This is a genomic window from Streptomyces sp. JNUCC 63 (assembly GCF_054366325.1).
In genome coordinates this window covers 4,679,601-4,704,381 of the sequence record NZ_CM135963.1, presented here as the reverse complement: position 1 = coordinate 4,704,381, position 24,781 = coordinate 4,679,601, and the positions used below count along the sequence as shown (strand labels likewise).

Below are 24,781 nucleotides of genomic sequence, written 5' to 3'. Positions count from 1 at the left end.
GTTCCCCATGGCACTGAACGCCCGCCGCGCCCGTCAACTGCGCGAGGCTGTCGCCCCCTTGCTCCTCGCGGACGAGCGCGTGGAGCTGACGAGCCTGGCCGGGGTCGGCTCGGTCTCCGTCGGCAGGCAGGCGCTCACCGCCGCCGCGGTCGGCATCCTCAGCGCGGGCACCGTGATGGCCACGGTGACGCCCCGTCCGCTGTACATCGTCCTGACCGACCAGCGCGTGCTGTTCTTCGACGGCAACCGTGGTGGAAAGCCGGGCAGGCTGGAGCTCAACCTTCCCCGCGCGTATGTCTCCGCGGGCGGCTCCAAGAGGGCCTTCCTCGGCCTGCATTACGTCACCCACCTGTCGGTGGCCGGCCAGGAGCAGGGCCTGAAGGTCTCGTTCCCGGTCCAGCACCTGGGAGACGGGCCGCGGTTCGTGGCGGCGTTTCCGGTGACGCGCTGACCTGTCGGTCAGGCGGCGGCCAGCTCACACCAGACGACCTTGCCCCGGTTGCCCTCCCTGGCCAGCGGCTGCCACCCCCACAGGTCCGCGCAGGCCTTGACCAGCGCCAGCCCGCGCCCTTCCTCCAGGTCCGCCACCCGCTCCAAGGGCACCGGCGGCTCCGGCGGCGCGGGGTCGGCGTCCCACGCCCCGATCCGCAGCACGCCCGCCGCCCAGCGCACCCGCAGGGCGGCGGGTCCCTTGGTGTGCCGTACGGCGTTGGAGACCAGCTCGGTCGCGAGGAGTTCGGCAGCGTCGACGAGGCGGATCAGACCGTGCATGGTGAGGATCAGGCGGAGGGTGCGGCGGCTGACCGTGACGGCGCGGGGGTCGTTGGGAATGTAGAGGCAGTACTCCCAGGGGTCGGTTGTGGTGCCGGTTTCGGGCATGGGTCAGCTCCGATCGTCGGGTGAGGGGTTGGGCTCTACGGCGGTGTGCGGGCGGTGGCATTGCCGCGGCCGTCGTGGCAGGACGGAGCGGTGCGCTTCCGGGATCCCGGAATGCCGCAGCGTGTGCTTCGCGTCACCGACGGTAGATCTAAATCTAGGGACGCGGCAAGCTGGTCGCGTAATCTGACGCCGAACGAGTCGCGCCTACAAGCGCGTTAGGGAGGCCAGTCGATGGTGAAGAGGCGCGAACCAACGGCACGCCAGTTGCGGCTGGCAACTGAACTGCGCAGGCTCCGTGAGGCCGCGGGTCTCAACTCCCGCCAGACAGCCGGGCTGCTCGGCGTGAGTCCCGCCCAGATCACTCATATCGAGTCCGCACTCGCGGGCGTGAGCGAGCAGCGACTCCGTCGCCTCGCCTCCCACTACGCCTGCACCGACGACGGGTTCATTGACGCCCTGGTGGCGATGGCCACCGATCGGACACGCGGCTGGTGGGAGGAGTACCGGGGCCTCCTCCCCACGTCATTCCTGGACTTGTCCGAGTTGGAGCACCACGCCCGGTTCCTACGCCACGTGGCGATCCTGTACGTGCCGGGCCTACTGCAGACGGAGGACTACGCGCGTGCCGTCTTCTCGTCCAGGCTGCCAGAACTGACCAATGAGGAACTCGAGTTGCGCATCCAGCACCGAAAGGCGCGCCAGGAGTTCACCATCCCGTACGAAGCGGTGATCCATGAGGCGGCACTTCGGATCAGAGTCAGCGACCGTGCCACCTCAAGGGCTCAGCTCACCCGGCTTCTCGAGCTCTCCGAAGCGGACCACATCACCGTGCGCGTCATCCCCTTCGACCTGGACGGCTTCGCCAGCGCCTCAAGCACGATGACGTATGTGGGCGGTCCCCTGCCCAAGCTTGACACTGTGGTCCGCGACGCGCTGCACGGCTCAGCCTTCATTGATTCCGAGGCTCAGCTCAATACCTACCGAACGAGTTTCCGTAAGGTGGAGGCCGCGTCACTCGAACCCGAACAGTCGCGTGAATTCGTCCACAGGCTGGCGAAGGAGTTGTGAGGAACCCCATGGACACCTGGCGGAAGTCGTCCTACTCGGGCCCGGGCGACGGCAACGAGTGCGTCGAGATCGCGAACTCCCCCACCCACATAGCCATCCGCGACTCAAAAGCCCCGGCCAGGGCCACCCTCACCTTCCCGGCCGGCGCCTTCAGCGCCTTCGTCCAAGCTCTCAAGGGCGAGGGCTGCTCGACGGGGACCGACCTCGCCGGATTCCACGACTGAAGCAGAGGGCAGCAGAAACGCCCTCCCCGCGGTCAGCCGCGTACCTGGCCCAGCCAGTGAAGGGTGCGCTGGATCTCGGCCGGGAAGGGATGGCCGGGGCCGTGGCGGCGCTCCGCGTCGTGGAGCAGGCGCAGCAGGGTGTCGTGGGCGGCGGCCCGGTCGCCGAGAGCGAGCAGCAGGTGCCCTATGCGGCGGCGGAGCTCGAAGGGCAGATCGGGGTCGGCGGCCGTGTACGGGTTCTCCGCGAACCGGTTCTCGAAGTACGGCAGCAGGGCCCGGTACTCGTTGAGCGCCGCGACCGGCTCGCCGAGTTGTTCGAGGCATTGCGCCGCGTCGTAGCGGAACCGGAGGGACTGCGGGTCGGCGGGGCCGGCCTCGGCGGCCCGTTCGTCGGCCAGGCGCCGCAGTTCGGGCAGGGCACGCCGGTACTGGCCGTCGTCCATCAGCGTGGCCGCGTACTGCTTGCGCAGCGTGCGTACGACCGGGGAGTGCTCGCCGTGCTGGGCGGCGGCGGCCGGGAGGATCGCGCCGAGGATGTCGACGGCCTGGGTGATACGGCCCTCGCCGAGCAGTTGTTTGACCTCGTCGACGGCGGTGGCGACATCGCGGTGGCCGCCGGCCTCGGCAGTGGGCGGTTCGGGGCGCGGTGCGGGGATGACGGCGCGGTCGGGCCAGGGGGCGTGCGGGCGCAGGAAGGGGCGGGTGGGGTCGAGGGGGCCGCCGGTGTGCGGGCCGCGCGGGGGCAGCAGCGGCAGCAGCTCCTCGTACACCGCCTGGGCGCCGGCCGGGCGGTGCTGGGGGTCCTTGGCGAGCAGTCGCAGGACGAGGGATTCGAGGGCGTCGGGGATCTCGGGGCGCAGCCGGCGCAGGGGCAGGGGCGGCTCGTAGAGGTGGCGGTGCAGCACGCCGAGCGCGGTGGGGCCGGCGAACGGGACGTTCCCGCTGAGGAGTTCGTGCAGCACCACGCCGAGCGCGTACAGGTCGGTGTACGGGCCGACGGCGCCGCCCATGGCCTGTTCGGGGGCCATGTAGGCGGGGCTGCCGATGGGCGAGCCGGTGTGGGTGAGGCGGGTGGTGTCGCTGTCGAGGACGGAGGCGACGCCGAGGTCGAGGACGGTGACGGTGCCGTCCGGCTTCACCATCACGTTCCGCGGTTTGAGGTCGCGGTGGACGATCGGCACGGCGTGCACGGCGGACAGCACGGCGCACAGCTGGGCGGCGACGGCGACCGCCCACTGCCAGGGGTACGGCTCGTTTTCGGCGAGGTGGTCGGAGAGGTCGGCGCCGTCGACGTACTGCATGACGAGGTACAGGTCCTCGCCCTCGCTGCCGGCGTCGTGCACGGTGACCAGGCCGGGGTGGTCGACCTGGGCGGTGACGCGGCACTCGCGGACGAAGCGGCGGCGCAGTTCGGCGGCGTCCTGGCTGTCGGGTCCGGCGACCTTGTCGGGGCGCAGCAGTTTGACGGCGACGCGGCGGTCGAGCCGCTGGTCGTAGGCCGTCCAGACCTGGCCCATGCCGCCTTGTCCGATGAGCGTGGACAGTTCGTAGCGTCCGGCGATGACGCGTGCGGTCACCGGCCGCCCCCCGTACCCTGGCCCTTTCCGTACCCGGTGTCCGAGCTGCCCCGGGTTCCGCCCTGCCCGGGCTGACGGCCGTGGTCGGGGCCGTGGTCCTGGCCGCGCAGGAAGTCGCTCAGCTCGTCCAGTTCGGCGCGGACCTGGTCGATCCGGGCGGGCGCGGGGCGCTGCGGCTGGGGTATCGGGGCCGGCGCGGGCTGGGGCGCGTGCGCGGGGGCCGGGGTGGTGCCGAAGGCCGCGGGCGGCGGCGGGACGTAGGGGGCGGGCTGCGGCGGGGCGTAGGGAGCGGGCTGCGGCGGGAGGTGGGGGGCCGGTGCCGGAGCGTAGCTCTGGGGAGTGATGGACGGCGGGTAGCCGTACACCACGGTGGTGGCCGTGGGACTGGGACCGACCGGCGGCGTACGGAGGCGGCGGACATCCGCGTACAGGAGGTAGCCGGCGCTGCCGAACGCGGACAGCAGCAGCATCACCACGGCGAGGTCGCCGCTCGGAGTACTGAGGTCGTCGGTGGGGTCGTTGTTGATGAGCACGCACGCGACGACCAGGACGGCCAGTGACACGCCGAACAGGAACCAGTCGCGCCGGGCACGGGTCACGCAGGCGACGCGCAGCATGGCGGCCCAGGCCAGGAAGCCGATGCTCAGCACCGACAGGGCCACGAACAGCACCCTGAGCACGACCACCAGCGCGGTCGAGGGGCGCGGAGGCTGCGGCGGCGCGTAGCCGGGGCCGTGCATGACTGCTCCTAGTGCCGAGGCCGCCGGTGAGGCGCCTGAGGGGACGTTGCGTACGGTGCGGTACCACCGGGGGTGTTCCGGGCGTGTTCCGAGGGTATCGGTCCGCTCGGACGCCCGGCTTCGGATGTACCGAACCGTTGTCGTCTCCCGGTCAGGCGTCGGGTGGGACCGTCCCGTCGGTCAGCCCGTCGTACATGCCCCGGACGAGCTGCTCGCCGAGGCGTCCGGCCAGTCGCAGGGTGTCCTCGAAGGCGGCCAGGCCGTGGAACCGTTCGCCGTAGGGCCGCTGCTGTTCCAGCGGGATCCGGGGAAGCTGGAGCCTGCGCACGTCGAGCCGGGTGGCGGTGGAGGCGTAGCTGCCGGCCTGGCGGTTGTTGGCGGTGCCGCGCAGGAGTCCGGCGAGGAACCAGGGGTCGGGCGCGGCCGGGTCGGGCGCGGCCGGGTCGGGGCGCAGCAGGGTGAGGTTGCGGCCGAGCACGGCGCCGGCGGTGCGCTCGTCGAGAACGCGGGCGACGCCTCCCCCGCCGAGGACGGGGACGACGACGTCGCCGGCTTCGGTGAGCACGGTGTCCTCGGCCGTCTCCCCGTCGGGCAGCAGTCCGGAGGGTGCGGCGGCGAGGACGTCGTGGTCGGTGAGGACCGGGGCGCCCGCGCGGGCCGGCGCCGTGGCGGAGGTACGCGTGTGCGTCGCGGCGGTGGGGCCGGCGGTGCGCAGGACCAGGGCGCCGGCACGGGCGAGTTCGCCGACGGTGGTCAGCGGCCAGCGCACCGGCGGGGCCCCGGTGGCGGGCGGCGGCGGGGCGAGGGAAGTCGGCGTGGCGGCGGCGCCAGTTGCTGACGGCCGCGCGGCCGACCCCCGCGGGCCGCGCGATTCCGGCGGCGGTCACCTCAGTACCAGGCCATCCGACCGGCGGTCCGTCGCCCCGGCCGGGGAGGCACACCCGTCGCCCCGGCCGGGGAGGCACACCCGTCGCCCCGGCCGGGGAGGCACACCCGCCTCCCCGGCCGTACGGCGTCGCGTCACCGCGCCTGGAACCGCTCCGGTGCCTTCGTCGGGTTGCCGCCGGAGGGGAGTTTCTGGCCGGGGCAGGCGGACAGGACCTTCTTCATCGCGTCCTTCTCCGCGGCGGTGACCCACAGCTCGTACTTCTTCTTCACGGCGACCTGCGCGGCGACGTACGTGCACCGGTAGGCCTTGTTGGGCGGCAGCCAGGTCGCCGTGTCGCCGTCGCCCTTGGAGCGGTTGGTGCTCGCGTCCACGGCGAGCAGGTTGAGCGGGTCGTTGGCCAGGGCTATGCGCTTGCTCGCGTTCCAGTACTTGGCGCCCTTCTGCCAGGCGTCCGACAGGGCGACCACATGGTCGATGTCGACCTGGCTGCGACCGCGCCGGTAGGTGATCTCCTTGCCGGAGTACGGATCCGAGGGCAGCACGCCGTACGACACCTTGCACGTGCCGCCGGTGAACCTGACCTCCTTCAGGTCCCGCTTGAGGATGTCGTCACGGGTGCCGCAGCCGTTGGAGTCGGTGTCCGCCCAGGCGCTGCCGAACCTGCCCCGCTCGTAACCGGTCTTCGGCGCACGCCCCTTGACGGGCAGCGACTCGGCGGCGGCGAGCGCCGCACCGCCCCCGCCCGCCGCCTTCCCGGGTTCGCCCGAGCCGTTGATCTCCTCCGTGCAACCGGTCACGGTCAACGCCATGACGGCGGCCGCGACCGCACCACCCCTCAGACGCATCACGCCGCGCCCCTCCCCTTGCATGCCTGGTCCCGCCCCTGGTGCGGGCCTCTTTTCCGAAGTGCCCACGGTAGCGGGGAGGATGTCCATGTCACACGGGGGGCACGGAGGCACGGGGCGCGGTGCGGCACGGCTACGACCCCAGGACGGACGCCAGGAACTCCCCCACCCAGCCGAGCAGTTCGCGCCCGACCAGCGGCTTGCCGCCGACCTTCGCGGTCTTGGGGCGGGGCACGAGGACCTGGTGGACGGCCCGCTTGATCACCGAGCCGGGGTAGAGGCGCTTGAGGCGCAGCTCCTGCGACTCGCGCAACTCCACCGGGGCGAAGCGGATGTTGTTGCCCTGCAGCACGATCTCGCCGACGCCGCACGCGCGGGCGAGCATGCGCAGCCCGGCCACCAGCAACAGGTTCTCCACCGGTTCGGGCAACTTGCCGTAGCGGTCGGTGAGTTCCTCGCGGACGGCCTTGACGTCCTCCTCCGAGTCGGCGGAGGCGATGGACCGGTAGGCCTGCAGGCGCAGCCGCTCGCCGGGCGCGTAGTCGTGCGGGACGTGCGCGTCGACCGGCAGCTCGATCTTGACCTCCAGCGGCGGTTCCTCCTCGATCCCACCGGTCTCCAGCTGGCGGCGGTAGTCCGCGACCGCCTCGCCGACCATCCGCACGTACAGGTCGAAGCCGACGCCCGCGATGTGCCCGGACTGCTCGCCGCCCAGCAGGTTTCCGGCGCCGCGGATCTCCAGGTCCTTCATCGCCACGTACATGCCCGCGCCCATCTCCGTGTGCTGGGCGATGGTCGCCAGGCGCTCGTGGGCCGTCTCCGTCAGCGGCTTCTCCGGCGGGTACAGGAAGTAGGCGTAGCCGCGCTCGCGGCCACGGCCCACCCGGCCGCGCAGCTGGTGCAGCTGGGAGAGGCCGAAGTTGTCGCCGCGCTCCACGATCAGGGTGTTGGCGTTGGAGATGTCGATGCCCGACTCGACGATCGTCGTCGAGACCAGCACGTCGTACTTCTTCTCCCAGAAGTCGACCACGACCTGCTCCAGGGTGGCTTCCGACATCTGGCCGTGGGCGGTGGCGATCCGCGCCTCGGGGACGATCTCGCGCAGCCGGGCCGCGGCGCGGTCGATGGACTCCACCCGGTTGTGGATGTAGAAGACCTGGCCCTCGCGCAGCAGCTCACGGCGGATCGCCGCGCCGATCTGCTTCTCCTCGTACGGCCCGACGAACGTCAGCACCGGGTGGCGCTCCTCGGGAGGCGTGGTGATCGTCGACATCTCCCGGATGCCGGTCACGGCCATCTCCAGGGTCCTCGGGATCGGCGTCGCGGACATCGTCAGGACGTCGACGTTGGCGCGGAGCTTCTTCAGCTGCTCCTTGTGCTCGACGCCGAAGCGCTGCTCCTCGTCGACGACGACCAGGCCCAGGTCCTTGAACTTCGTCTCCGACGAGAACAGGCGGTGGGTGCCGATCACGACGTCCACCGAGCCCTCGCGCAGCCCCTCCAGGACCGCCTTGGCCTCGGTGTCGGTCTGGAAGCGGGACAGCGCCTTCACCTTCACCGGGAACTGCGCGTACCGCTCGGAGAACGTGCCGAAGTGCTGCTGCACCAGCAGCGTGGTGGGCACGAGCACCGCCACCTGCTTGCCGTCCTGGACCGCCTTGAAGGTGGCGCGGACCGCGATCTCCGTCTTGCCGTAGCCGACGTCGCCGCAGATCAGACGGTCCATCGGGACCGACTTCTCCATGTCCTCCTTGACCTCGGCGATCGTGGTGAGCTGGTCGGGCGTCTCCGCGTAGGGGAAGGCGTCCTCCAGCTCACGCTGCCAGGGCGTGTCGGCGCCGAAGGCGTGCCCGGGCGCGGCCATGCGCGCGCTGTAGAGCCTGATCAGGTCGGCGGCGATCTCCTTGACCGCCTTCTTCGCACGCGCCTTGGTCTTCGTCCAGTCCGCGCCGCCGAGCCGGTGCAGGGTGGGCGCTTCGCCGCCGACGTACTTGGTGATCTGCTCCAGCTGGTCGGTGGGGATGTAGAGGCGGTCGCCGGGCTGGCCGCGCTTGGCCGGGGCGTACTCCACCACCAGGTACTCGCGGGTGGCGCCCTGCACGGTGCGCTGCACCATCTCGATGTAGCGGCCCACGCCGTGCTGCTCGTGGACGATGTGGTCGCCGGCCTCCAGGGTCAGCGGGTCGATGGACTTGCGGCGGCGGGCCGGCATCCGGGCGCCGTCGCGGCCGGCCGCCTTCTGGCCGGTCAGGTCGGTCTCGGTGAGCACCGCCAGCTTCAGGCCCGGGTCGACGAAGCCGTGGTCGATGCAGCCGCACGCCACGTGCACCACCGACGCCGACAGCTGTCCCAGGTCCACGTCCAGGCGGGCCGCGATGCCCTCCCCGCCGAGCACCTCGACGGTGCGGGAGGCCGGGCCGTGGCCCTCGGTGACGAAGACCGTGCGCCAGCCGTCCGCGAGCCAGCCCTTGGTGTCGGCGAGCGCCTTCGCGGTGTCCCCGCGGTAGGTCTCGGGCGCGTGCATGCCCAGCTTGAGGGTGTCCCCGTCCCCGTCGTACGCCGTCTCGTCCGCGGCGAACGGCGAGACGGTCCACCACATCATGTCCAGCTCGCGCGCGCGGTCCCGTACGTCCGCGATCGACCACAGGGAGGCCGCGCCGACGTCGATGGGCGCCTCGCCTCCCACCCGTCGCCCACCACCACCCTTGCCGGAGCGGACTTCGTCCGCGCTGGACATCGCGGTCGCCGCCCAGGAGGCCTGCAGGAACTCCTGCGAGGTCGCCACCAGGTCCGCCGCGCGCGTGCGCACCCGCTCCGGGTCGCAGACGACGGTCATGGCGCCCTTGGGCAGTACGTCGAGCAGCAGCTCCATGTCGTCGACCAGGACCGGTGCCAGGGACTCCATACCCTCGACCGCGATGCCCTCGGCGATCCTGCCCAGCAGTTCGCCGAGCTCCGGGTGCCGCTCGGCGAGGGCACGCGCACGCGTGCGTACGTCCTCGGTGAGCAGCAGCTCACGGCAGGGCGGTGCCCACAGGCCGTGCTCGGCGACCTCCAGGGAACGCTGGTCGGCGACCTTGAAATAGCGGATCTCCTCGACGTCGTCGCCCCAGAACTCGATGCGCAGGGGGTGTTCCTCGGTGGGCGGGAACACGTCGAGGATGCCGCCGCGCACGGCGAACTCGCCGCGCTTCTCCACCAGCTCCACGCGGGAGTACGCGGCGGCGGCCAGGGCGTCGACGACGTCGTTCAGGTCGGCGGTCTGCCCGCTCCTCAGCGCTACCGGTTCCAGGTCGCCCAGGCCCTTGACCTGTGGCTGGAGGACGGAGCGCACGGGAGCGACGACGACGGAGACCGGGCCGGTCTCCGGGTCGTCGGGGCTGGGGTGGGCCAGGCGGCGCAGCACGGCCAGGCGGCGGCCCACGGTGTCGCTGCGGGGGCTGAGCCGCTCGTGCGGGAGCGTCTCCCAGGAGGGGTACTCCGCGACGCCCTGAGGGGGCAGCAGCGAGCGCAGGGCGTCGGCCAGGTCCTCGGCCTCGCGGCCGGTCGCCGTCACCGCGAGCACGGGGCGGGCGGCCTCGCGGGCCAGGGCGGCGACCGCGAAGGGGCGGGCCGCCGGGGGGCCGACGAGGTCGACGTGCATGCGGTTGCCGTCCGCCGCGGCGGCGATCGCTTCCGCGAGGGCGGGGTCCTTGACGACGGCGTCGAGCAGACCGTGCAGGCTCATGAGGGGCTGTTTCCGTCCGGAGGTGGGCAACACGAGGTGGGAAACACGAAGGGCCCGACTCGTGCGGCGGGCCGGGGTCCCTTCAGCGTACGACGCCGGGGCCGGTGGCTGTGGGGGCTGTGGACAACGGGGGCAGGGGCGGCGGGGGTGTCTCGCCCCCGCCGCCCCTGCCCTTCCGTCCCTGGGGCCGCACCCCGGGATCAGTCCGTGGCGATCGCGTTCAGTACGTTCATCCGGCCCGCCCGGAAGGCCGGGACCAGGGCGGCGAACAGGCCCACGAACGCCGAGCCGATGAAGACGGCGATGATCGTGCCCCACGGGATCTGCAGGACGTTCAGACCCTCCAGGGCGAGGAGCTTCTGGGCGGTCGCGCCCCAGCCCATCCCGAGCCCGAGTCCGAGCAGCGCGCCGAACAGGGCGATCACCACGGACTCCAGGCAGATCATCCGCCGCAACTGCCAGCGGGAGAGGCCGATCGCCCGCATCAGGCCGATCTCACGCGTCCGCTCGACCACCGACAGCGCCAGGGTGTTCACCACACCGAGGACCGCCACGATGATCGCGAGCGCCAGCAGTCCGTAGATCAGGTTGAGCAGCTGCCCGATCTGGTCCTTCAGCGCCTGCTTGTAGTCGGTCTGGTCGCGCACGATGTACTGCGGGTAGTCGTGCAGCTCCGCCTTCAGCGCCTTGTACGCGGCGTCCTGCTGTCCTTCCTTCGCCGCGCCGAAGAGCAGGATGTCCAGCGGCATCTTCTCGGCGGGGACGTACTTGGCGAGGGTGTCGATGGAGACGTACATCGCGCCCTTGTCGACCACCACGTCGTCACTGGTGATCGCGCGGACGGTCAGCCTGGCCGTCCCGCCGCCCTTGAAGGCGACCTCGACCGTGGAGCCGATCTTGATGTCGTGCTTCTCGGCGAAACCCTCGAAGACGGACATCGAGTCGGCCTTGTAGGCGTCGGCGAGGTTGCCGGCCACCGTCTCGGTGCGCAGGTCCGTGGCGTACGTCGGGTCGGCGGCGTTGATCGTCTCCTTCTTGGACGTCTTGCCGTCGGGCGTGGTCAGGGCGGCGTCGATGATCCGGTACTCGGTGACGCGCTCCAGGCTGTCCACCGACTTGACGGCCTTGACCGCATCGGGAGTGATCACTTCTCCTCTGTCGGACTGGATGATGAAGTCGGTGCCGACGGTCTTGTCGAGCTGGTCGGTGGCCGAGGCCACCATGGAGGAGCCGACCACGGACAGGCAGGCCACCAGGGCCAGGCCGATCATCAGGGCCGCGCCGGTGGCTCCGGTGCGGCGCGGGTTGCGCAGCGCGTTGCGCTCGGCCATGCGGCCGACGGGGCCGAAGACCCGCAGCAGCGCGGCGCCGAGGACCCGGACCACGCCGCCCGCCAGCAGCGGGCCGACGGCCACCAAGCCGATCAGCGACAGCACCACGCCCAGGCCCAGCCACAGCGAGCCCTGGCTCGCCTTGTCGGCCGCGGCGGCCGCGTACAGGGACGCCCCGCCGGCGCCGGTGAGGAGCACGCCGAGCACCGCCCGGACGCGTCCGGCGCGGCCGTCGGCCGGGGCACCGGAGTCGCGCAGCGCGGCCATCGGCGAGACCTTGCCGGCGCGACGGGCCGGCAGGTAGGCGGCGAGCACCGTGACCACGACACCGAGGACGAGGCCGACGACCGGGGTGGTCCAGGCGACGGTCAGATCGTCGGTGGACAGGTGCATGCCCATGGAGCCCATGAGCTTCATCAGCCCGATCGCGATGCCGACGCCGGCGCCGACACCGAGCACGGAGCCGACCACACCGAGCAGCAGCGCCTCGACCAGCACGGACCGGTTGACCTGCGTGCGGGAGGAGCCGATGGCCCGCATCAGGCCGATCTCCCGGGTGCGCTGGGCGACCAGCATGGAGAAGGTGTTGATGATCAGGAAGATGCCGACGAGGAAGGCGACCCCGGCGAAGCCGAGCATCGCGTACTTCATCACGTCGAGGAAGCTGCTCATCTCCTTCTGGTTGGCGTCGGTGATCTCCTGGGCGGTCTGCACCTTGTAGCCGCCGCCGAGCGCGGCCGTGACGTTCTTCTTCAGCTGCGCGTCGCTGACGCCGGCCGCCGCGGTGACGTTGACGCTGGTGTACACGCCGGTCTGGCCGACCAGGGCCTGCTGGGCGGTCTTCGTGTCGACGTAGAAGATCGCCGCGCCGGGATTGGTGACGGTGAACGAGGCGACACCGGAGATCTTCGCCTTGTGCGTGCCGACGGCGCTGATCACGGCGACCTCGTCACCGAGCCTCAGGCCGTGCTTGTCGGCCGTGTCGGCGTCGACCATGATCTGGTCCGGGCCCTTGGGCGCCGCACCGGAGGTGATCTTCATGGTGCGGGCGTCGTTGCCGTTCCAGCTGCCGACGATGGTGGGCGCACCGCTGGTCGGCGACAGGCTGTCCTTGTCGGCGTCGACCACGGTCACCGAGGACGAGAACACCGCGCCCTCGGCCGACTCCACCCCGTCCGCGCCGCGCACCTTGCCGAGCACGGACGCCGGCATGACCGGCGGCTTGCCGTTGCCCGAGGTGGTCTCGCCGGTTTCCGAGGCGTCCTTCGAACTGACCGTCACATCGGACGACGTGGCGGCGAACAGCTTGTCGAACGTCGTGTTCATGGTGTCGGTGAACACCAGCGTCCCGCAGACGAACGCCACCGACAGCAGAACGGCGACGGCCGACAGCGCCATGCGCCCCTTGTGCGCGAAGAAGTTGCGCAGGGAGGTCTTCAGGACGGTCATGACGTGCGCCCCCGGGCGTCGAAGTCCTTCATGCGGTCCAGGACCTGGTCGGCCGTCGGCTTGTGCATCTCGTCGACGATCCGGCCGTCGGCCAGGTACAGCACGCGGTCGGCGTAGGAGGCGGCCACCGGGTCGTGGGTGACCATCACGATGGTCTGGCCCAGCTCGTCCACCGACTGGCGCAGGAAGCCCAGCACCTCGGCGCCCGCGCGGGAGTCCAGGTTCCCGGTCGGCTCGTCACCGAAGATGATCTCGGGTCGGGCGGCCAGGGCGCGGGCCACGGCGACGCGCTGCTGCTGGCCGCCGGAGAGCTGGTTGGGCCGGTGCTTGAGCCGGCCGGCCAGACCCACGGTCTCCACCACGCGGTCCAGCCACGCCCCGTCCGGCTTCCGGCCGGCGATGTCCATGGGCAGGGTGATGTTCTCGATCGCGTTCAGCGTGGGCAGCAGGTTGAACGCCTGGAAGATGAAGCCGATCCGGTCCCGGCGCAGCTGGGTGAGCTTCTTGTCCTTCAGGCCGGTGATCTCGGTCTCGTCCAGGAAGATCTGACCGCTGGTCACGGTGTCGAGACCGGCGAGGCAGTGCATCAGCGTGGACTTGCCGGACCCCGAGGGACCCATGATCGCGGTGAACTGGCCGCGGGCGATGTCCACGTCGACGTGGTCGAGGGCGACGACACGGGTCTCGCCGGCCCCGTACGCCTTTACGACCTGCCGCGCCCGCGCGGCAACGGCCGTAGTCCCTCCAGTACCCCCGTGCCTGGGAATGGTCACAGCCGTTGTCACGTTAAGTCTCCTATATCGGTTGGCTGGTGGGTCACGCTGGAAGAGATGCGTGATGTGGTGAATCGGTACGCCATCGAGTGTGCTCGGCGAAGTCCCCCTGGCGCGCTGGTGCTCAGCGCAGTCTTTCGCTGGGGAAAACCCCACCTCCGTCGGTGCGGCTCACCGCCCCCCTGCGGCGTAAAGCCAGACTAAGGACGGCCCCCGCCCCTTCACGTCCTCCGCCGGTACGAACCCTCCCCGACCCCGAGTACGGAGCTCCCCCTAGGGGTCGTCCGCCGACAGGTGGACCCCGTCTCAGGGTCGCCTCCACCCATCGGCCCACCGAGCGTCCACCCTCCCGCCGCGTGAAGGTCAAGGGCGACCGCTCCCCGGCCTGCGCGGCAAGCGCATACCGACCGCTCAGTTTGGCCAAAACGCCGCGCGTCACCGGGGCTCCGAGTAGCGTGCGTGACCCGCACCCCCCACATCCCCGCAAGAGCCGCCACTCTAGGAGCACCGGGATGTCGTACGACCCTTCCCCGCCGCACCCGCCGCACCCGTACGCATACGCCCCGCACCCGTCGTCACCGCCGCACCCGTACGCCCCGCACGCCCCGCACGCATACGCCCCGCACCCGTCGTCACCGCCGCACCCGACCTACCCCTGGCAGTCGCCCGAGCCCCGGCCCGAGCCCGCGCGGCGGCTGCCGCGCCGGGCGGCGCTGGGACACCACAGCGACCTGCGGATGCTGCGCAGGGCCTACCGCCTGCAGCGGCGCGTGGCGGCGCTCACCGCGCTCGGATACTTCACGCTGTTCCTCGTCCTGTCCGCCTTCGCCCCGTCCCTCATGGCCGGCGAGGTCACCGGCGGACTGCCCGCCGGACTGCTGCTCGCCCTGGCCCAACTGCCCGTCACCTGGCTGGCCACAGCCCTCTACGAGCACACCGCGCGCCGGTACGTCGACCCGATCGCGAACCTCATCCGCAAGCAGGCCGAACTGGACGCCAAGCGGGAGGCGACGCGATGACGACGCAGTTCAGCGGCTCAGCGCAGACGATGTCCCTGGTGGCGTTCACGACCGTCGCCACCATCACGCTGCTGCTGTGCGTGATGACCGGCCCCGACCGCGACGACCTCGACGAGTTCTACACCGGCTACGGCTCCCTGTCCCCCATGCGCAACGGCCTGGCCATCGGAGGCGACTACATCTCCGCGGCGACCGTGCTGGGCACCACCGGCGTGATCGCCCTGTGCGGCTACGACGGGATCGTGCTGGCACTGAGCACCGCGCTGTCGCTGACGCTGCTGATGTTCCTGCTGGCCGAACCCCTGCGCAACGCGGGCCGGTTCACCATGGGAGACGTGCTGGCGCGGCGGATGCCGGGGCGGGCGGTACGCATCGCGGCGTGCGCGGTCACCATCGCCGCGCTGGTGCCGATGATGCTCGTGCAGCTGGCCGGCACGGGCCAACTGCTCGCCTTCCTCCTCGGTTTCGCCGGCGACTCCCTCAAGACCGGCTGTGTGGTCGGCCTGGGCGTCCTGATGATCAGCTATGCGGCGATCGGCGGGATGAAGGGCACGGCCCTCATCCAGATCCTGAAGATGGTGATGCTGCTCGGGTCCGGCGCGGTGGTCGCCGTACTGATGCTGCGGCGGTTCGACTGGGACCCGGGCGCCCTGTTCGACACGGCGGCGCGGCACAGCGGCGCGGGGCCGGCGTTCCTGCACCCGGGGCTGCAGTTCGCGGGCGGGCCCCACCCCCGCCTGGACATGATCACGTCCGAGCTGACGGTCGTCCTGGGCGGAGCGTGCCTGCCGCACGTCACCATGCGCATGTACACCGCCTCCAGCGCACGGCAGGTACGGCGGTCGATGTCCTGGGCCGTGGCCGGCGTGGCACTGTTCGTGCTGGTCATCACCGTGGTCGGGTTCGGTGCCACGGCGCTGATCGGACGCGGGACGATCGCACGGGCCGACCCGCAGGGCAACACGGCGTACCTGCTGGGCTCGCGGGCCGCGTTCGGGGCGGACGTGTCCGCGGGGGAGACCTTCCTGTTCACCACCGTCACCACGGCCGTCTTCCTGACCCTGCTCGCCTCGGTCGCCGGAATGATCCTGGCCTGCGCCAACTCCCTCGCCCACGACGTCTTCGCGGCCCGCGTGAAGGAGATGCCGGCACGCCGCGAGATGACGCTGGCCCGCCTCTCCGCCCTGGCGGTGGGCCTGCCCACCATCCTGCTGGCCACGCTGGTGCAACACCGCAGCCTCCAGCCGCTGGTGACGCTGAGCTTCTGCCTGGGCGCCTCCGCCATCGCGCCCGCCCTGGTCTACAGCCTCTTCTGGCGCCGCTTCACCCGAACGGGTCTGCTGTGCACCCTGATCGGCGGCACACTCGCCGTCCTGCTGCTGATGCCCGGCACCAACCTCGTCTCCGGCTCCCCGGTCTCCGCCTTCCCGGACGCCGACTTCGCCTTCTTCCCCTTCACCACCACCGGGCTGGTCACCATCCCGCTCGGCTTCCTCCTCGGCTGGCTGGGCACACTGGCCTCCGGCCGCCGCACGGCCGAGGAGCAGCGTCGGCAGTACGAGGCGGTGGAGGGGTGGATCCTGGCGGGGGCGGTACGCAGGGGAAGCTGACGCGGCCACCTCCTCGCCCGCCCGGCCCGGTCAGCGTCCCGTCATGCCGCTCCGCACCGGATCCCTCCGCGCCCGTGCGCCGTCCCACGCCCCGTCGTGCTCGCGCAGCGCCCGCTCCGTCTTCCCGGCGATCCACTCGTCCCGCAGCCGGGCCTCGGTCAGCACCTCCGCCGCCCGGGCCCGCGCCTCCTGCTGCCCCCGCAGCGCCGCCTGCTCGGCCTCGACGAGCGCCCGCACCGCCTCCGACAGGGCCGCCTCGGCGGCCGCCGCCCGGGCGGCGTGCTCCGCCTCGAGGGCGGCCCGCCGCTCGGCCTCCACACGCTCCGCCTCCGCCCACCGCTCGGCGTGCTCCCTGGCCTGCGCGGTGAGCATCCCGGAGGCGCACTGCCGCGCCTCCCGCAGCGCGGCCAGCGCCTCGCCGCGGCACTCCTTCGCCTCCCGCCGCACCGTGACCCGCAGTTCGTCGGCCTCCGTACGAGCCGCGAGGAGGCGCCGCTCGGCCTGCTCGTCGGCCCGGGCGCGCACGGCGTCGGCCTGCGCCCGTGCGGCCGCGAGTACGCCCTCCGCATCGGCCCGCGCCGCCTCCACCAGGCGCTGCGCCACCCGCCGCGCGCCCTTGCGCACCGCGTGCGCCTCTTCCTGAGCCAGCTCGAAGAGCCGCCCGGCACGCTCACCGAGACTCTCGTACGTCTGAGGGCCCAGTCCCGCCACCGCCTCACGCAGCCGGGCCAGCTCCGCCTCCATCTCCCGGGCGAGGACGGTCAGCCGCGCCGCGCGCTCCCACGCGGCGTCCCGGTCGTCGGAGAGGGCAGCCGTGTACGCGTCGACCTGGGCGGGACGGTAGCCGCGTCCCCGTGCGACCACGAATCCGTGCGGCGACTCCGGTGCGCTGCTCATCCTGGACCCCTCTCCGCCGGAACGCTGCCGGAACACCGCCGAACGGCACGAACGGAATACGACATGATTATTTCGCGCATATCTTGATGTATTGGGCGTGAATGTTCATAACGCGACACTCCGGGTGCGGAAGTCGGACGGCGCCCGGAGGGCTACGGACACAAGGACGAACGCAAAAGGGCCGGACCCGGTCGCGACGACCGGGTCCGGCCCTGCCCGCACGGTGTGCGGCCGTCAGCCGGGACGCCTCACAGCAGCCCGTCCCACATCTGCTCCAGCAACACCGACCACCAGCTCTCGGGCGAACCCAGCGCCGCCGGGTCCAGCGCCGCCAGCTGCGCCTGGAAGTCGACGGTCCAGCGGCCCGCCTGCTCCTGGTTCAGGCCGAAACGCAGCCGCCACATCCGCCCGAGCAGCGCCAGACAGCGCGCGAACTCCGGCAGCCCCGTGTTCACGAACTGCGGCGGTACGGGCCCACCGCCCGGCCCCGCCTCCACGGGCACCGCCACGATGTTCGCCGTGCCGTACTGCACGCAGATCGCCTTGCCGAAGTCACTGCCCATGACGAGGTACGAGCCCGCGTCCGGCGCCGGCTGCACCCCGCGTTCGGCCGCCAGCTCCGCCAACGTCGGCACCGGGCGCCCCGGCTGGGCCTGCGCCCAGAAGAACGGACCCATGTCGACCGGCAGCCCCGCCACCACCAGGATGTGCGCCACGATCGGCGGAACGCCCTGCCGGGAGACCGCTGCATGCTCGAACCGGAAGACGCCCGGCCCGAAGGCCGCGCCCAGCTCCTGGGCGATGGCCTCCGGCGGAATCGGCGGCGCCGCCTGCACCGGCGGCAACGGCGCACGGACCGGGCCCGGGCGGGCCGGACCGTCCGCCACCTGGTGCAACTCGCCCTGATGGGCGAGGAGTTGCTGCATGCCCTGCCGGCGGCTCGCGTGATCGGTGCCGTACGGCGCGATCGACGTGATGCGCGCCTGCGGCCACTGCTCACGGATCATCCGCGCGCAGTACGCACCCGGCAGCTGACACGACTCCAGCTCCGTGTGCAGCTCCAGGACCTGGTCCGGCGGCACGTTCATGGCGCGCAGCTCGTGGAAGATCTGCCACTCCGGGTGCGGCGTACCCGGCGCGGAGCGCCGGATCAGCTGCTGCTCGGAACCGTCCTGCGCGCGGTAGCGCAACACGGCCTGATAGCCGGGGCCGACCGTCGGCTGCCCCTGCTGGGGGTAGCCGTAGGCCGGGGGCTGCTGCCCGGGGACGGGCTGTCCAGGCATGGGCTGCCCAGGGACAGGCTGCCCAGGCACGGGCTGCCCAGGGACAGGCTGCCCAGGCACGGGCTGCCCAGGCACGGGCTGCCCAGGGACAGGCTGCCCAAGCACGGGCTGCCCAGGGACAGGCTGCCGGCCAGGCGGTGGCATCGCACCCGGCGGCATCGGCTGCGGGACACCCGGAGGCACACCGGGAGCACCCGGAGGCGGCGGGGGCATACCGGGGCCGCCCGGCGACGGCGCGGCCAGCACCGTCTCCGCGTGGTGCACCACACCCGGGGCTCCCGGCGGCTGGGGCGCGCCCGGCACCCCCGGAGCGCCCGGAGGAACACCGGGCGGAGCCGTCGGCGGCGTCCCCCCACCGGTCCGGCCCGGGTCCGCGAGCATCGTGGCCGCGTGATGAACCCCACCCGGAGGCGTACCACCAGGCGCCCCCGGCACCCCCGGCGGCTGGGGCGCGCCCGGACCATTGGCACCCTCGGGGCCGTCGGGGCCGAGCGACGACACGAGCTGGGTCGGCACGTAACCGCCCGCGGCACCCGGCGCACCGGGCGGAGGCGGCGTGGGAGCTCCGCCCGGACGCGCGCCCGGCGCCCCCGGGGCACCCGGAGGCGGAGGCGCGGTCGAGCCACTCCGCCCACGGCGCGGCGGAGGCGGCGCCTTGCTCGTCACGGCGTCGGCGATGTCACCCGCGTTGGGCGCGAGCGGCCGCGCCGGACCGGCCGAATCCTGCGGCCCGCCCTGCGGGGCGCCGGTGGGCGGCGTGCCCGGACCGGGCAACGTGCTCGGCGGCGCAGGCGGCGGCGTGCCGCCCCACGGGACACCAGACACGCCCGCATCGGCCGGAGTACCGCTCCCGCCGGCCCCGTCGACCGCCGGTGCCTGCGTCGTACGCGGAAGCCCGCTCCCGCCCGCCATCAGTGCCGTCTCGGCGTCCGACGCGGCGGCGAGCGGCGGCGGAGTGTCGTCGTCGGCCTCGCTCAGCGACGGCGAGTACACCGTGTCCGGCAGCGGCACGGAACGGTCGTCCCCCGCATCCGCGTTGGTGTCCGTCCCGGCCCACGGGGTCGCCCCGGCAGGCGCACCCGGCACACCCGCGCCCGCGGACCCACCCACCGGCACCCCGGCCTGCGTCTGCGGAAGCGCACCGTCCTCCGCCGCCTCCGACCCGCCCCGCCGGTCCGGAATCCCCAGCTTGTCCGCCGCCTCCTGCAGCCACTGAGGCGGACTCAGCAAGAACGACGTCTGATTCAGATCCACCCGGGCCGCCGGCGCCGGAACCGCGTCCGCGACCTGCTCCGAACGGCCGTACTCCTCCTCGTACCGGCGGATCACCTCACCCACCGGCAAGCCGGGCCACAGCGTGGCCTCCCCGCTGTCCCGGGCGATCACCAGCCGCTGCGCACCGCCGTCCAGCCGCGGACCGCCCTCACGGTCCTCCGCCCACACCACGAAACCCAGCTCGAACTCACGTACCCGCACCTCACGATGCTGGTACGCCGGCACATCCCCGTTGACCCACTCTTCCGCGCGCTCCTGCGCCTGCGCGAACGTCACCATCGCCCGACTCACTCCCCCACCGACGGCCCGGAAGAGACAGCGACCACACGCACGAAACCGCCGTCCACCATCAGGTTCGCCACCGTCTCCAACTCCGTCGGGGAACCCGCCAGCCGGGACAGAAACACATCGAAGTCCTCACCGCACGGCAGCAGCAACCGCTCCACCCGCTCCGCCTGCGACCACGACGGATCCACGTCCCGCACATCGTCGTACGCACAGAACCACACCGAACCGGCCCGCTCGCCCCTCACCTTCACCGCGAGCAGCCCGCCCTGCACGAAACCGACCCCCAGATAATCCTTCGTCAAGTGGTCGCGCAGACACTTGTTGACGTACACCAGGTCATTGACCGCCGCCTCCTCCCGCACCGTGAAGAACGGCTGGTCGATCAGCAGCCCCAACTCCGCGCCCAACGCCGTCCCCACAGGCGCACAACCACCCGCCGCCTTCAGAAACGACCGGTACGCACCCGGCAGCCGGTACCCCAGGTCCTCCTCGACCCCCAGCACCTGCTGCTCCGACACCGCCACACCCGACTTCGGCAGCCCGAAGTGCGCCGGCCGCGTCTCCTGCAACGGACGCGTACCCCGCTTGGCCCGGTCGACGTTCGCGGTCGCGATCCCGCCGTGATGGCGCAACAGCGCCTTCACCTCCACCGGCACCAGCTCCAGACGCCGGCCACCCGCCACGTGATGCCACGTCCAGCCGTGCGGAGTCGCCACACTCGGCACCGTGTCCCACAGCTCGTGCCCGGAGGCCGCCAGCGCCGCGTTCGCCGACACATAGTCCGTCAGCCGCAGTTCGTCGACCCCGAACCCCGCAGGCGGCTCCGCGATCTCCACCGCGGCCCGCGCATACGGCGAGAAGTCGGGGAAACCACGCTCGTCCACCCGTACCCCTCTCGGGTGACGAGCGGCCCGGACCGGATCCGGAAAGTGCACGATCTGCCCGGCATAGGCCGCGTTCGGCGGCGCGGCCTGTCCCCCAGCCTGGCGGCCGGGTGGAACCCCCAGCCCGAGCCGACCTGTCGTCATGGCGGTTGCCCCCTGAGGCACTCTGTACGACCCACGGCGACCGGCTTCCAGCTCCGGCCCGCCAAGACCCGTATCCCTACTTCTCTCCAACGCGTCAACCGCGCGCATCGCGGCGTGCCGACAGCCTATGCGGTACGACGACACCGGTCACCGGGCCTCCACCCCGCCTCCACGCCCCCACCGCCCCCCAGACGTGACCAGCCGTCACCCCGCCGTGACGCACCGCCCCCACCCGGGCGTGTCACACCGCCCCAGCTACCGCGGCGGCAACGCCATTTGGCAATCTGTGTCCTTCGGGGGGATGCACAGGAGGAAAAAACGATCATGAGCGCGACACAGACGGGACCGCAGGCAAACGCCTCCGGCGACCCGAGAATCGGCTGGAGCACCACCGAAACCCCCCACGCGCCCACCCTCCGCCACCGCCGCGACGGCATACTCCCCACCGTCGCCGCCGCCCTCTCCGTCCGCGGCGCCACCCTCACCGGCACCGCCGCCCGCAGCGAGGAACCCCCCGCCCTCCACCCCCTCGTCCAGGACTTCCTCGACACCCTCCCCAGCGCCCAACGCGACCGCTTCACCGGCCGCTGCGCCGAAACCACCCTCATCTCCCGGCACATCGCCACCGCCGACGCCGCCCGCAGCAAACGCGCCGCCCGCAAACCCATGACCAACGGCGAAGCCCGCAAAACGCTCAAACAGGCCAAACTCACCACCCGCCGCATCCGCGAGGACGGCGACCCCCTCCACGGCAGCTTCGCCACCCCCTGCCGCGCCTGCACCGCACTCAGCGCCCACTTCGGCGTCCGCATCGTCGACCCCACGACCGACGACACCTGACCCCGCCCCCACCACACCACCCCCACGACGAACGAAGGCAGATGCACGCCGACCGCACCTCGACCACCCGCTTCGCCGTCCCCGTCGACGCCGCCCTGCGCGCCGCCGGCTGGCAACCCGGACGCTGGGACATAAAACAAGCCGAAATCTGGGCCGACACCCTGCGCGACCACACCTCACCCGCCGGCCACCGCCACGCCGTCTTCCCCGCCGCCGTCGAAGCCTGGGCCGAATTCGGCGACCTGCACATCACCCCCACCGGCCCCGGCCGCCAGATCGCCCCCGCCACCCTCCACCTCGACCCCCTGCACGGCCTCCACATGGCCCGCACCCTCGGCGACCTCGGCCGCGCCCTCGACACCGAGATCTGCCCCCTCGGCACCGAAACCGACACCGACACCCTGCTCGCCATCGACACCGAAGGCCGCGTCTACGCCCTCGACCACACCGGCGACTGGTACCTCGGCCCCGACATCGACCAGGCCCTGACCGCCCTCATCTCCGGCATGCAACCGGTACGGCTGACAACAGGCTGAACAAACCAGGAACCCGTCCCGCACCCGGCCCTACGACGCCGGAATCACCGCCGACACCCGGAAACCCCCCGCATCCGTCGGCCCCGACACGAACACACCACCCAGCGCGACGACCCGCTCCCTCATCCCCACCAGACCGTTCCCGCCCGACGGCAGCCCCGCCGACGCCGACGCGGGCTCCGGCGGCGGCTCGTTCTCCACCTGCATCGCGATCTCCGACGACCGGTGCGCCAACCGCACATACGCCTTCGCCCCCGCCGCATGCTTGTGGACGTTCGTCAACGCCTCCTGCACCACCCGGTACGCCGTCTGCTCCACCTCCACCGCATACGAGCGGACCTCACCCTCCACCGACAGATCCACGGCCATCCCCGCCGCCACCGACTGCCCGACCAACTCGCCCAACTCCGACAGACACGGACCCTCGGCCCCACCACCGGCCGCCCGGGAAGCCGCGGCCGCCGCGGCCGCCCCCACCGCGGCCAACGGCACAGCGGCCCGCTCCACACGCTCACGGGCCTGCGCGGGCACCTGCCCCTCCGTACTGCGCAGCACCCCCAGCATCTCCCGCAACTCGGTCAACGCCTGCCGGCCCATGTCCCCGACCAGAGCGGCGTTCTTCACAACCTTCTCCGGATCCTTCCGGGCGACAGCCTGCAACGCGGCGGCATGCACCACCATCAGACTCACCCGGTGCGCGACCACGTCGTGCATCTCCCGCGCGATCCGCGTCCGCTCCTCGTTACGAGCCCACTCGGCCCGCTCCTCCGCCCGCTCCGCGAGCAGCTGCAACTCCCGCTCCAGACTGTCCGCCCGCTCCCGCAGACTCTCCATGAGCCGCCGCCGCGCCCCCACGTAAAGACCGAGGAGAAGCGGCGGCGCCGTCAGCCCCAGCGAGGTGGTGACCGCGGCGAACGGCACGAACCAGTTCCCGAGGGTCAGATCCCCCCGGGCCATGTCCTGGCGCACCTGCACAAACGTCACGATCATCGTCCCGAGGAAGGACATCCCGGCGAGAGCGGCGATGACCCTGCGCGGCAACTCGCACGCGGCCAGGGTGTAGAGCCCGACGATCGCCATCAGGAAGCCCATCTGGGCCGGCGTGATGGCGATCGCCACCAGCACCACGGCAATGGGCCACCGCCGCCGAACGAGCAGCACGGAGCCCGCGAGCACCCCGAACACGACCCCCACGGCCGCCGGAACCCCCGCGTCCCGCGCGAACGGCACGCCCTCGACCCCACACTCCAGCGCGGACACCAGCGCAAGGCTCCCGTCGAGCACCGCACCACGCCACCGCGCCCACCACCACGGCCCGGTCGGGGCCGTCCCGTGGTCTTCCCCCGTCGTGGTCATACCCCCAGCCTACGGGCGGCCGCCCCGGCTTTTCCGCCGAGTTCCGGGCACAGGACTGGACCACACTCCGTAATCGAATGACAGCGAAACCATCCGGAATCCCTCGAACTGCTGAACCACCCCCCGTTCGACCCCGGAACCGGGCATTCCGCCCGGACGGTATGCCCATGGCACATGCACAAGGCAAGTACGCCGACTTCGAGGGGCTCCGGGAGCGGGCGGTCGCGCTGCGACGGGCAGGGCTCAGCCGACGGCAGATCCGAGACCGCCTGCACGTCGACAACAACGACATCCTCAACCGCCTCCTGGAGGGCGAGCCGCCTCCGGAGTGGACCAAACGCCCGAACGCGAAGGACGACCTGCGCGACAAGGCACGCGAGCTTCGTCTCCAGGGCTGGACGTACGACCAGATCCAGGTGGAGCTGGGGTGTTCGAAGAGCTCGATCTCCTTGTGGGTGCGGGATCTACCGAAGCCCGAGCGGCGCGATCCGTCGGAGCAGGCAAAGCTGGCAGCGCGGAAGAGATGGGAGCACGAGCTCGCCGTACGCGACCAGGCACGGCAGCAAACCAAGGCCGTTGCCGCGCAGGAGGTCGGGGAGATGTCCGACCGGGACCTCTTCATAGCTGGAGTAGCCCTCTACTGGGCAGAGGGGACAAAGGACAAACCGTACGAACGGCGGGAAACCGTCATCTTCGTCAACAGCGACCCCGGTGTGATCCAGCTCTATCTCGCCTGGCTGAGCCTCCTGGACGTTGAGGCGGAGCGCCTGCAGTACCGCGTAATGATTCACATGACGGCAGATGTGGAGGCAGCCAAGCGTTACTGGGCCGCCCTGGTCGGCGTCGACGCTGCCACGTTCCAGAAGACGACGATCAAGAAGCACAATCCGAAGACCGTCCGCAAGAACGTGGGCGAGAACTACCGGGGCTGCCTTGTGATCCGCGTATCGCAGGGCGCCGAGCTCTACCGCCGCATCGAGGGCTGGTGGAATGGAATGGTGGCACAGGCCCCAGCACGTCTCCGGTAAGGTCTGATGCAGCGATCCGCCATGGGGTAACTGGTAGCCCGCGGGCCTTTGAAGCCCTGTAGTGCTGGTTCGAATCCAGCTGGCGGAGCTGCTCGGTTCGGGTCCTGCCCCCCACGGGT

The 24,781-nt window shown here is 71.8% G+C and carries 19 protein-coding genes, 1 tRNA gene and 1 pseudogene; 9 read left to right on the top strand and 12 right to left on the bottom strand.

What is annotated here, in order from left to right:
* The first annotated feature begins 7 nt into the window (after nt 1–7).
* The gene (locus ACX25U_RS21695) at nt 8–451 is read left to right on the top strand and encodes a hypothetical protein (RefSeq protein WP_454382413.1); all 444 of its coding nucleotides are present in this window, start codon (nt 8–10) and stop codon (nt 449–451) included.
* Between the two features lie 8 nt (nt 452–459).
* Here ACX25U_RS21695 and ACX25U_RS21690 read toward each other — a convergent pair whose 3' ends face one another.
* The gene (locus ACX25U_RS21690) at nt 460–879 is read right to left on the bottom strand and encodes an ATP-binding protein (protein WP_454382412.1); all 420 of its coding nucleotides are present in this window, start codon (nt 877–879) and stop codon (nt 460–462) included.
* A 231-nt stretch (nt 880–1,110) separates the two neighbouring features.
* Between ACX25U_RS21690 and ACX25U_RS21685 the strand changes: the two genes are divergently transcribed.
* Together ACX25U_RS21685 and ACX25U_RS21680 are read left to right on the top strand one after the other, a co-directional pair.
* Nucleotides 1,111–1,947, top strand: a complete 837-nt coding sequence (locus ACX25U_RS21685) for a helix-turn-helix domain-containing protein (protein ID WP_454382411.1) — start codon at nt 1,111–1,113, stop codon at nt 1,945–1,947.
* Nucleotides 1,948–1,955: 8 nt separating this feature from the next.
* Nucleotides 1,956–2,171: a DUF397 domain-containing protein gene (locus ACX25U_RS21680; RefSeq protein ID WP_454382410.1), complete on the top strand. Its 216-nt coding sequence runs from the start codon at nt 1,956–1,958 to the stop codon at nt 2,169–2,171.
* A 32-nt stretch (nt 2,172–2,203) separates the two neighbouring features.
* Here the strand turns inward: ACX25U_RS21680 and ACX25U_RS21675 are convergent, their stop codons facing one another.
* The 7 genes and pseudogenes from ACX25U_RS21675 to ACX25U_RS21645 form a co-directional block, all read right to left on the bottom strand.
* Nucleotides 2,204–3,715 (bottom strand): protein kinase domain-containing protein, encoded by a 1,512-nt coding sequence (locus ACX25U_RS21675; RefSeq protein ID WP_454394417.1) that lies wholly within the window; start codon nt 3,713–3,715, stop codon nt 2,204–2,206.
* Between the two features lie 29 nt (nt 3,716–3,744).
* A complete protein-coding gene (locus ACX25U_RS21670) occupies nt 3,745–4,488 on the bottom strand; it encodes a hypothetical protein (RefSeq protein ID WP_454382408.1) in 744 nt (247 codons plus the stop codon).
* Nucleotides 4,489–4,639: 151 nt separating this feature from the next.
* Nucleotides 4,640–5,371 (bottom strand): annotated as a pseudogene (locus ACX25U_RS21665) (hypothetical protein); the annotation flags it as partial.
* A 137-nt stretch (nt 5,372–5,508) separates the two neighbouring features.
* Nucleotides 5,509–6,222, bottom strand: coding sequence for an HNH endonuclease family protein (locus tag ACX25U_RS21660; protein ID WP_454394415.1), 714 nt, complete (start codon nt 6,220–6,222; stop codon nt 5,509–5,511).
* A gap of 133 nt (nt 6,223–6,355) precedes the next feature.
* A complete protein-coding gene (mfd, locus tag ACX25U_RS21655) occupies nt 6,356–9,949 on the bottom strand; it encodes a transcription-repair coupling factor (RefSeq protein WP_454382407.1) in 3,594 nt (1,197 codons plus the stop codon).
* A 200-nt stretch (nt 9,950–10,149) separates the two neighbouring features.
* Complete coding sequence (locus ACX25U_RS21650; RefSeq protein ID WP_454382406.1) at nt 10,150–12,729, bottom strand: ABC transporter permease; 2,580 nt, start codon at nt 12,727–12,729, stop codon at nt 10,150–10,152.
* Nucleotides 12,726–13,514 carry an ABC transporter ATP-binding protein gene (locus tag ACX25U_RS21645; RefSeq protein ID WP_454382405.1) on the bottom strand — a complete coding sequence of 263 codons (789 nt, stop codon included), beginning with the start codon at nt 13,512–13,514 and terminating at the stop codon, nt 12,726–12,728. Before ACX25U_RS21645 ends, ACX25U_RS21650 begins: the two co-directional genes overlap by 4 nt.
* Nucleotides 13,515–14,014: 500 nt before the next feature.
* Here ACX25U_RS21645 and ACX25U_RS21640 point away from each other — a divergent pair, with 500 nt between their 5' ends.
* Both ACX25U_RS21640 and ACX25U_RS21635 read left to right on the top strand, forming a co-directional pair.
* Nucleotides 14,015–14,521 (top strand): DUF485 domain-containing protein, encoded by a 507-nt coding sequence (locus ACX25U_RS21640; protein WP_454382404.1) that lies wholly within the window; start codon nt 14,015–14,017, stop codon nt 14,519–14,521.
* Nucleotides 14,518–16,131 carry a sodium/solute symporter gene (locus tag ACX25U_RS21635; RefSeq protein WP_454382403.1) on the top strand — a complete coding sequence of 538 codons (1,614 nt, stop codon included), beginning with the start codon at nt 14,518–14,520 and terminating at the stop codon, nt 16,129–16,131. The genes ACX25U_RS21640 and ACX25U_RS21635 overlap by 4 nt, the downstream gene beginning before the upstream one ends.
* A gap of 30 nt (nt 16,132–16,161) precedes the next feature.
* Here the strand turns inward: ACX25U_RS21635 and ACX25U_RS21630 are convergent, their stop codons facing one another.
* The 3 genes from ACX25U_RS21630 to ACX25U_RS21620 all read right to left on the bottom strand — a co-directional run bounded on the left by ACX25U_RS21630 (nt 16,162) and on the right by ACX25U_RS21620 (nt 20,902).
* Nucleotides 16,162–17,028 carry a cellulose-binding protein gene (locus tag ACX25U_RS21630; RefSeq protein WP_454382402.1) on the bottom strand — a complete coding sequence of 289 codons (867 nt, stop codon included), beginning with the start codon at nt 17,026–17,028 and terminating at the stop codon, nt 16,162–16,164.
* 248 nt (nt 17,029–17,276) lie between these two features.
* On the bottom strand, nt 17,277–19,865 hold the full coding sequence (locus ACX25U_RS21625) for an SUKH-4 family immunity protein (protein WP_454382401.1): 2,589 nt from the start codon (nt 19,863–19,865) through the stop codon (nt 17,277–17,279).
* Between the two features lie 8 nt (nt 19,866–19,873).
* Nucleotides 19,874–20,902, bottom strand: coding sequence for an SMI1/KNR4 family protein (locus ACX25U_RS21620; RefSeq protein WP_454382399.1), 1,029 nt, complete (start codon nt 20,900–20,902; stop codon nt 19,874–19,876).
* A 324-nt stretch (nt 20,903–21,226) separates the two neighbouring features.
* Between ACX25U_RS21620 and ACX25U_RS21615 the strand changes: the two genes are divergently transcribed.
* Both ACX25U_RS21615 and ACX25U_RS21610 read left to right on the top strand, forming a co-directional pair.
* Nucleotides 21,227–21,742, top strand: a complete 516-nt coding sequence (locus ACX25U_RS21615; protein ID WP_454382397.1) for a YwqJ-related putative deaminase — start codon at nt 21,227–21,229, stop codon at nt 21,740–21,742.
* 41 nt (nt 21,743–21,783) lie between these two features.
* Complete coding sequence (locus tag ACX25U_RS21610; protein WP_454382396.1) at nt 21,784–22,278, top strand: SUKH-3 domain-containing protein; 495 nt, start codon at nt 21,784–21,786, stop codon at nt 22,276–22,278.
* A 30-nt stretch (nt 22,279–22,308) separates the two neighbouring features.
* On the opposite strand, the gene ACX25U_RS21605 is transcribed toward ACX25U_RS21610, so the two are convergent.
* Nucleotides 22,309–23,634 (bottom strand): sensor histidine kinase, encoded by a 1,326-nt coding sequence (locus tag ACX25U_RS21605; RefSeq protein WP_454382394.1) that lies wholly within the window; start codon nt 23,632–23,634, stop codon nt 22,309–22,311.
* A gap of 167 nt (nt 23,635–23,801) precedes the next feature.
* Here ACX25U_RS21605 and ACX25U_RS21600 point away from each other — a divergent pair, with 167 nt between their 5' ends.
* Complete coding sequence (locus ACX25U_RS21600) at nt 23,802–24,662, top strand: hypothetical protein (RefSeq protein WP_454382393.1); 861 nt, start codon at nt 23,802–23,804, stop codon at nt 24,660–24,662.
* Nucleotides 24,663–24,677: 15 nt separating this feature from the next.
* Nucleotides 24,678–24,750, top strand: a tRNA-Gln gene (locus ACX25U_RS21595).
* Nucleotides 24,751–24,781: the final 31 nt, after the last annotated feature.

Bases quoted from the DNA above. Each gene is read 5' to 3' on its own strand.
- ACX25U_RS21695 (WP_454382413.1), top strand. From the start codon at position 8: ATGGCACTGAACGCCCGCCGCGCCCGTCAACTGCGCGAGGCTGTCGCC.
- ACX25U_RS21690 (WP_454382412.1), bottom strand. From the start codon at position 879: ATGCCCGAAACCGGCACCACAACCGACCCCTGGGAGTACTGCCTCTAC.
- ACX25U_RS21685 (WP_454382411.1), top strand. From the start codon at position 1,111: ATGGTGAAGAGGCGCGAACCAACGGCACGCCAGTTGCGGCTGGCAACT.
- ACX25U_RS21680 (WP_454382410.1), top strand. From the start codon at position 1,956: ATGGACACCTGGCGGAAGTCGTCCTACTCGGGCCCGGGCGACGGCAAC.
- ACX25U_RS21670 (WP_454382408.1), bottom strand. From the start codon at position 4,488: ATGCACGGCCCCGGCTACGCGCCGCCGCAGCCTCCGCGCCCCTCGACC.
- ACX25U_RS21660 (WP_454394415.1), bottom strand. From the start codon at position 6,222: ATGCGTCTGAGGGGTGGTGCGGTCGCGGCCGCCGTCATGGCGTTGACC.
- mfd (WP_454382407.1), bottom strand. From the start codon at position 9,949: ATGAGCCTGCACGGTCTGCTCGACGCCGTCGTCAAGGACCCCGCCCTC.
- ACX25U_RS21650 (WP_454382406.1), bottom strand. From the start codon at position 12,729: ATGACCGTCCTGAAGACCTCCCTGCGCAACTTCTTCGCGCACAAGGGG.
- ACX25U_RS21640 (WP_454382404.1), top strand. From the start codon at position 14,015: ATGTCGTACGACCCTTCCCCGCCGCACCCGCCGCACCCGTACGCATAC.
- ACX25U_RS21635 (WP_454382403.1), top strand. From the start codon at position 14,518: ATGACGACGCAGTTCAGCGGCTCAGCGCAGACGATGTCCCTGGTGGCG.
- ACX25U_RS21630 (WP_454382402.1), bottom strand. From the start codon at position 17,028: ATGAGCAGCGCACCGGAGTCGCCGCACGGATTCGTGGTCGCACGGGGA.
- ACX25U_RS21625 (WP_454382401.1), bottom strand. From the start codon at position 19,865: ATGGTGACGTTCGCGCAGGCGCAGGAGCGCGCGGAAGAGTGGGTCAAC.
- ACX25U_RS21620 (WP_454382399.1), bottom strand. From the start codon at position 20,902: ATGACGACAGGTCGGCTCGGGCTGGGGGTTCCACCCGGCCGCCAGGCT.
- ACX25U_RS21615 (WP_454382397.1), top strand. From the start codon at position 21,227: ATGAGCGCGACACAGACGGGACCGCAGGCAAACGCCTCCGGCGACCCG.
- ACX25U_RS21610 (WP_454382396.1), top strand. From the start codon at position 21,784: ATGCACGCCGACCGCACCTCGACCACCCGCTTCGCCGTCCCCGTCGAC.
- ACX25U_RS21605 (WP_454382394.1), bottom strand. From the start codon at position 23,634: ATGACCACGACGGGGGAAGACCACGGGACGGCCCCGACCGGGCCGTGG.
- ACX25U_RS21600 (WP_454382393.1), top strand. From the start codon at position 23,802: ATGGCACATGCACAAGGCAAGTACGCCGACTTCGAGGGGCTCCGGGAG.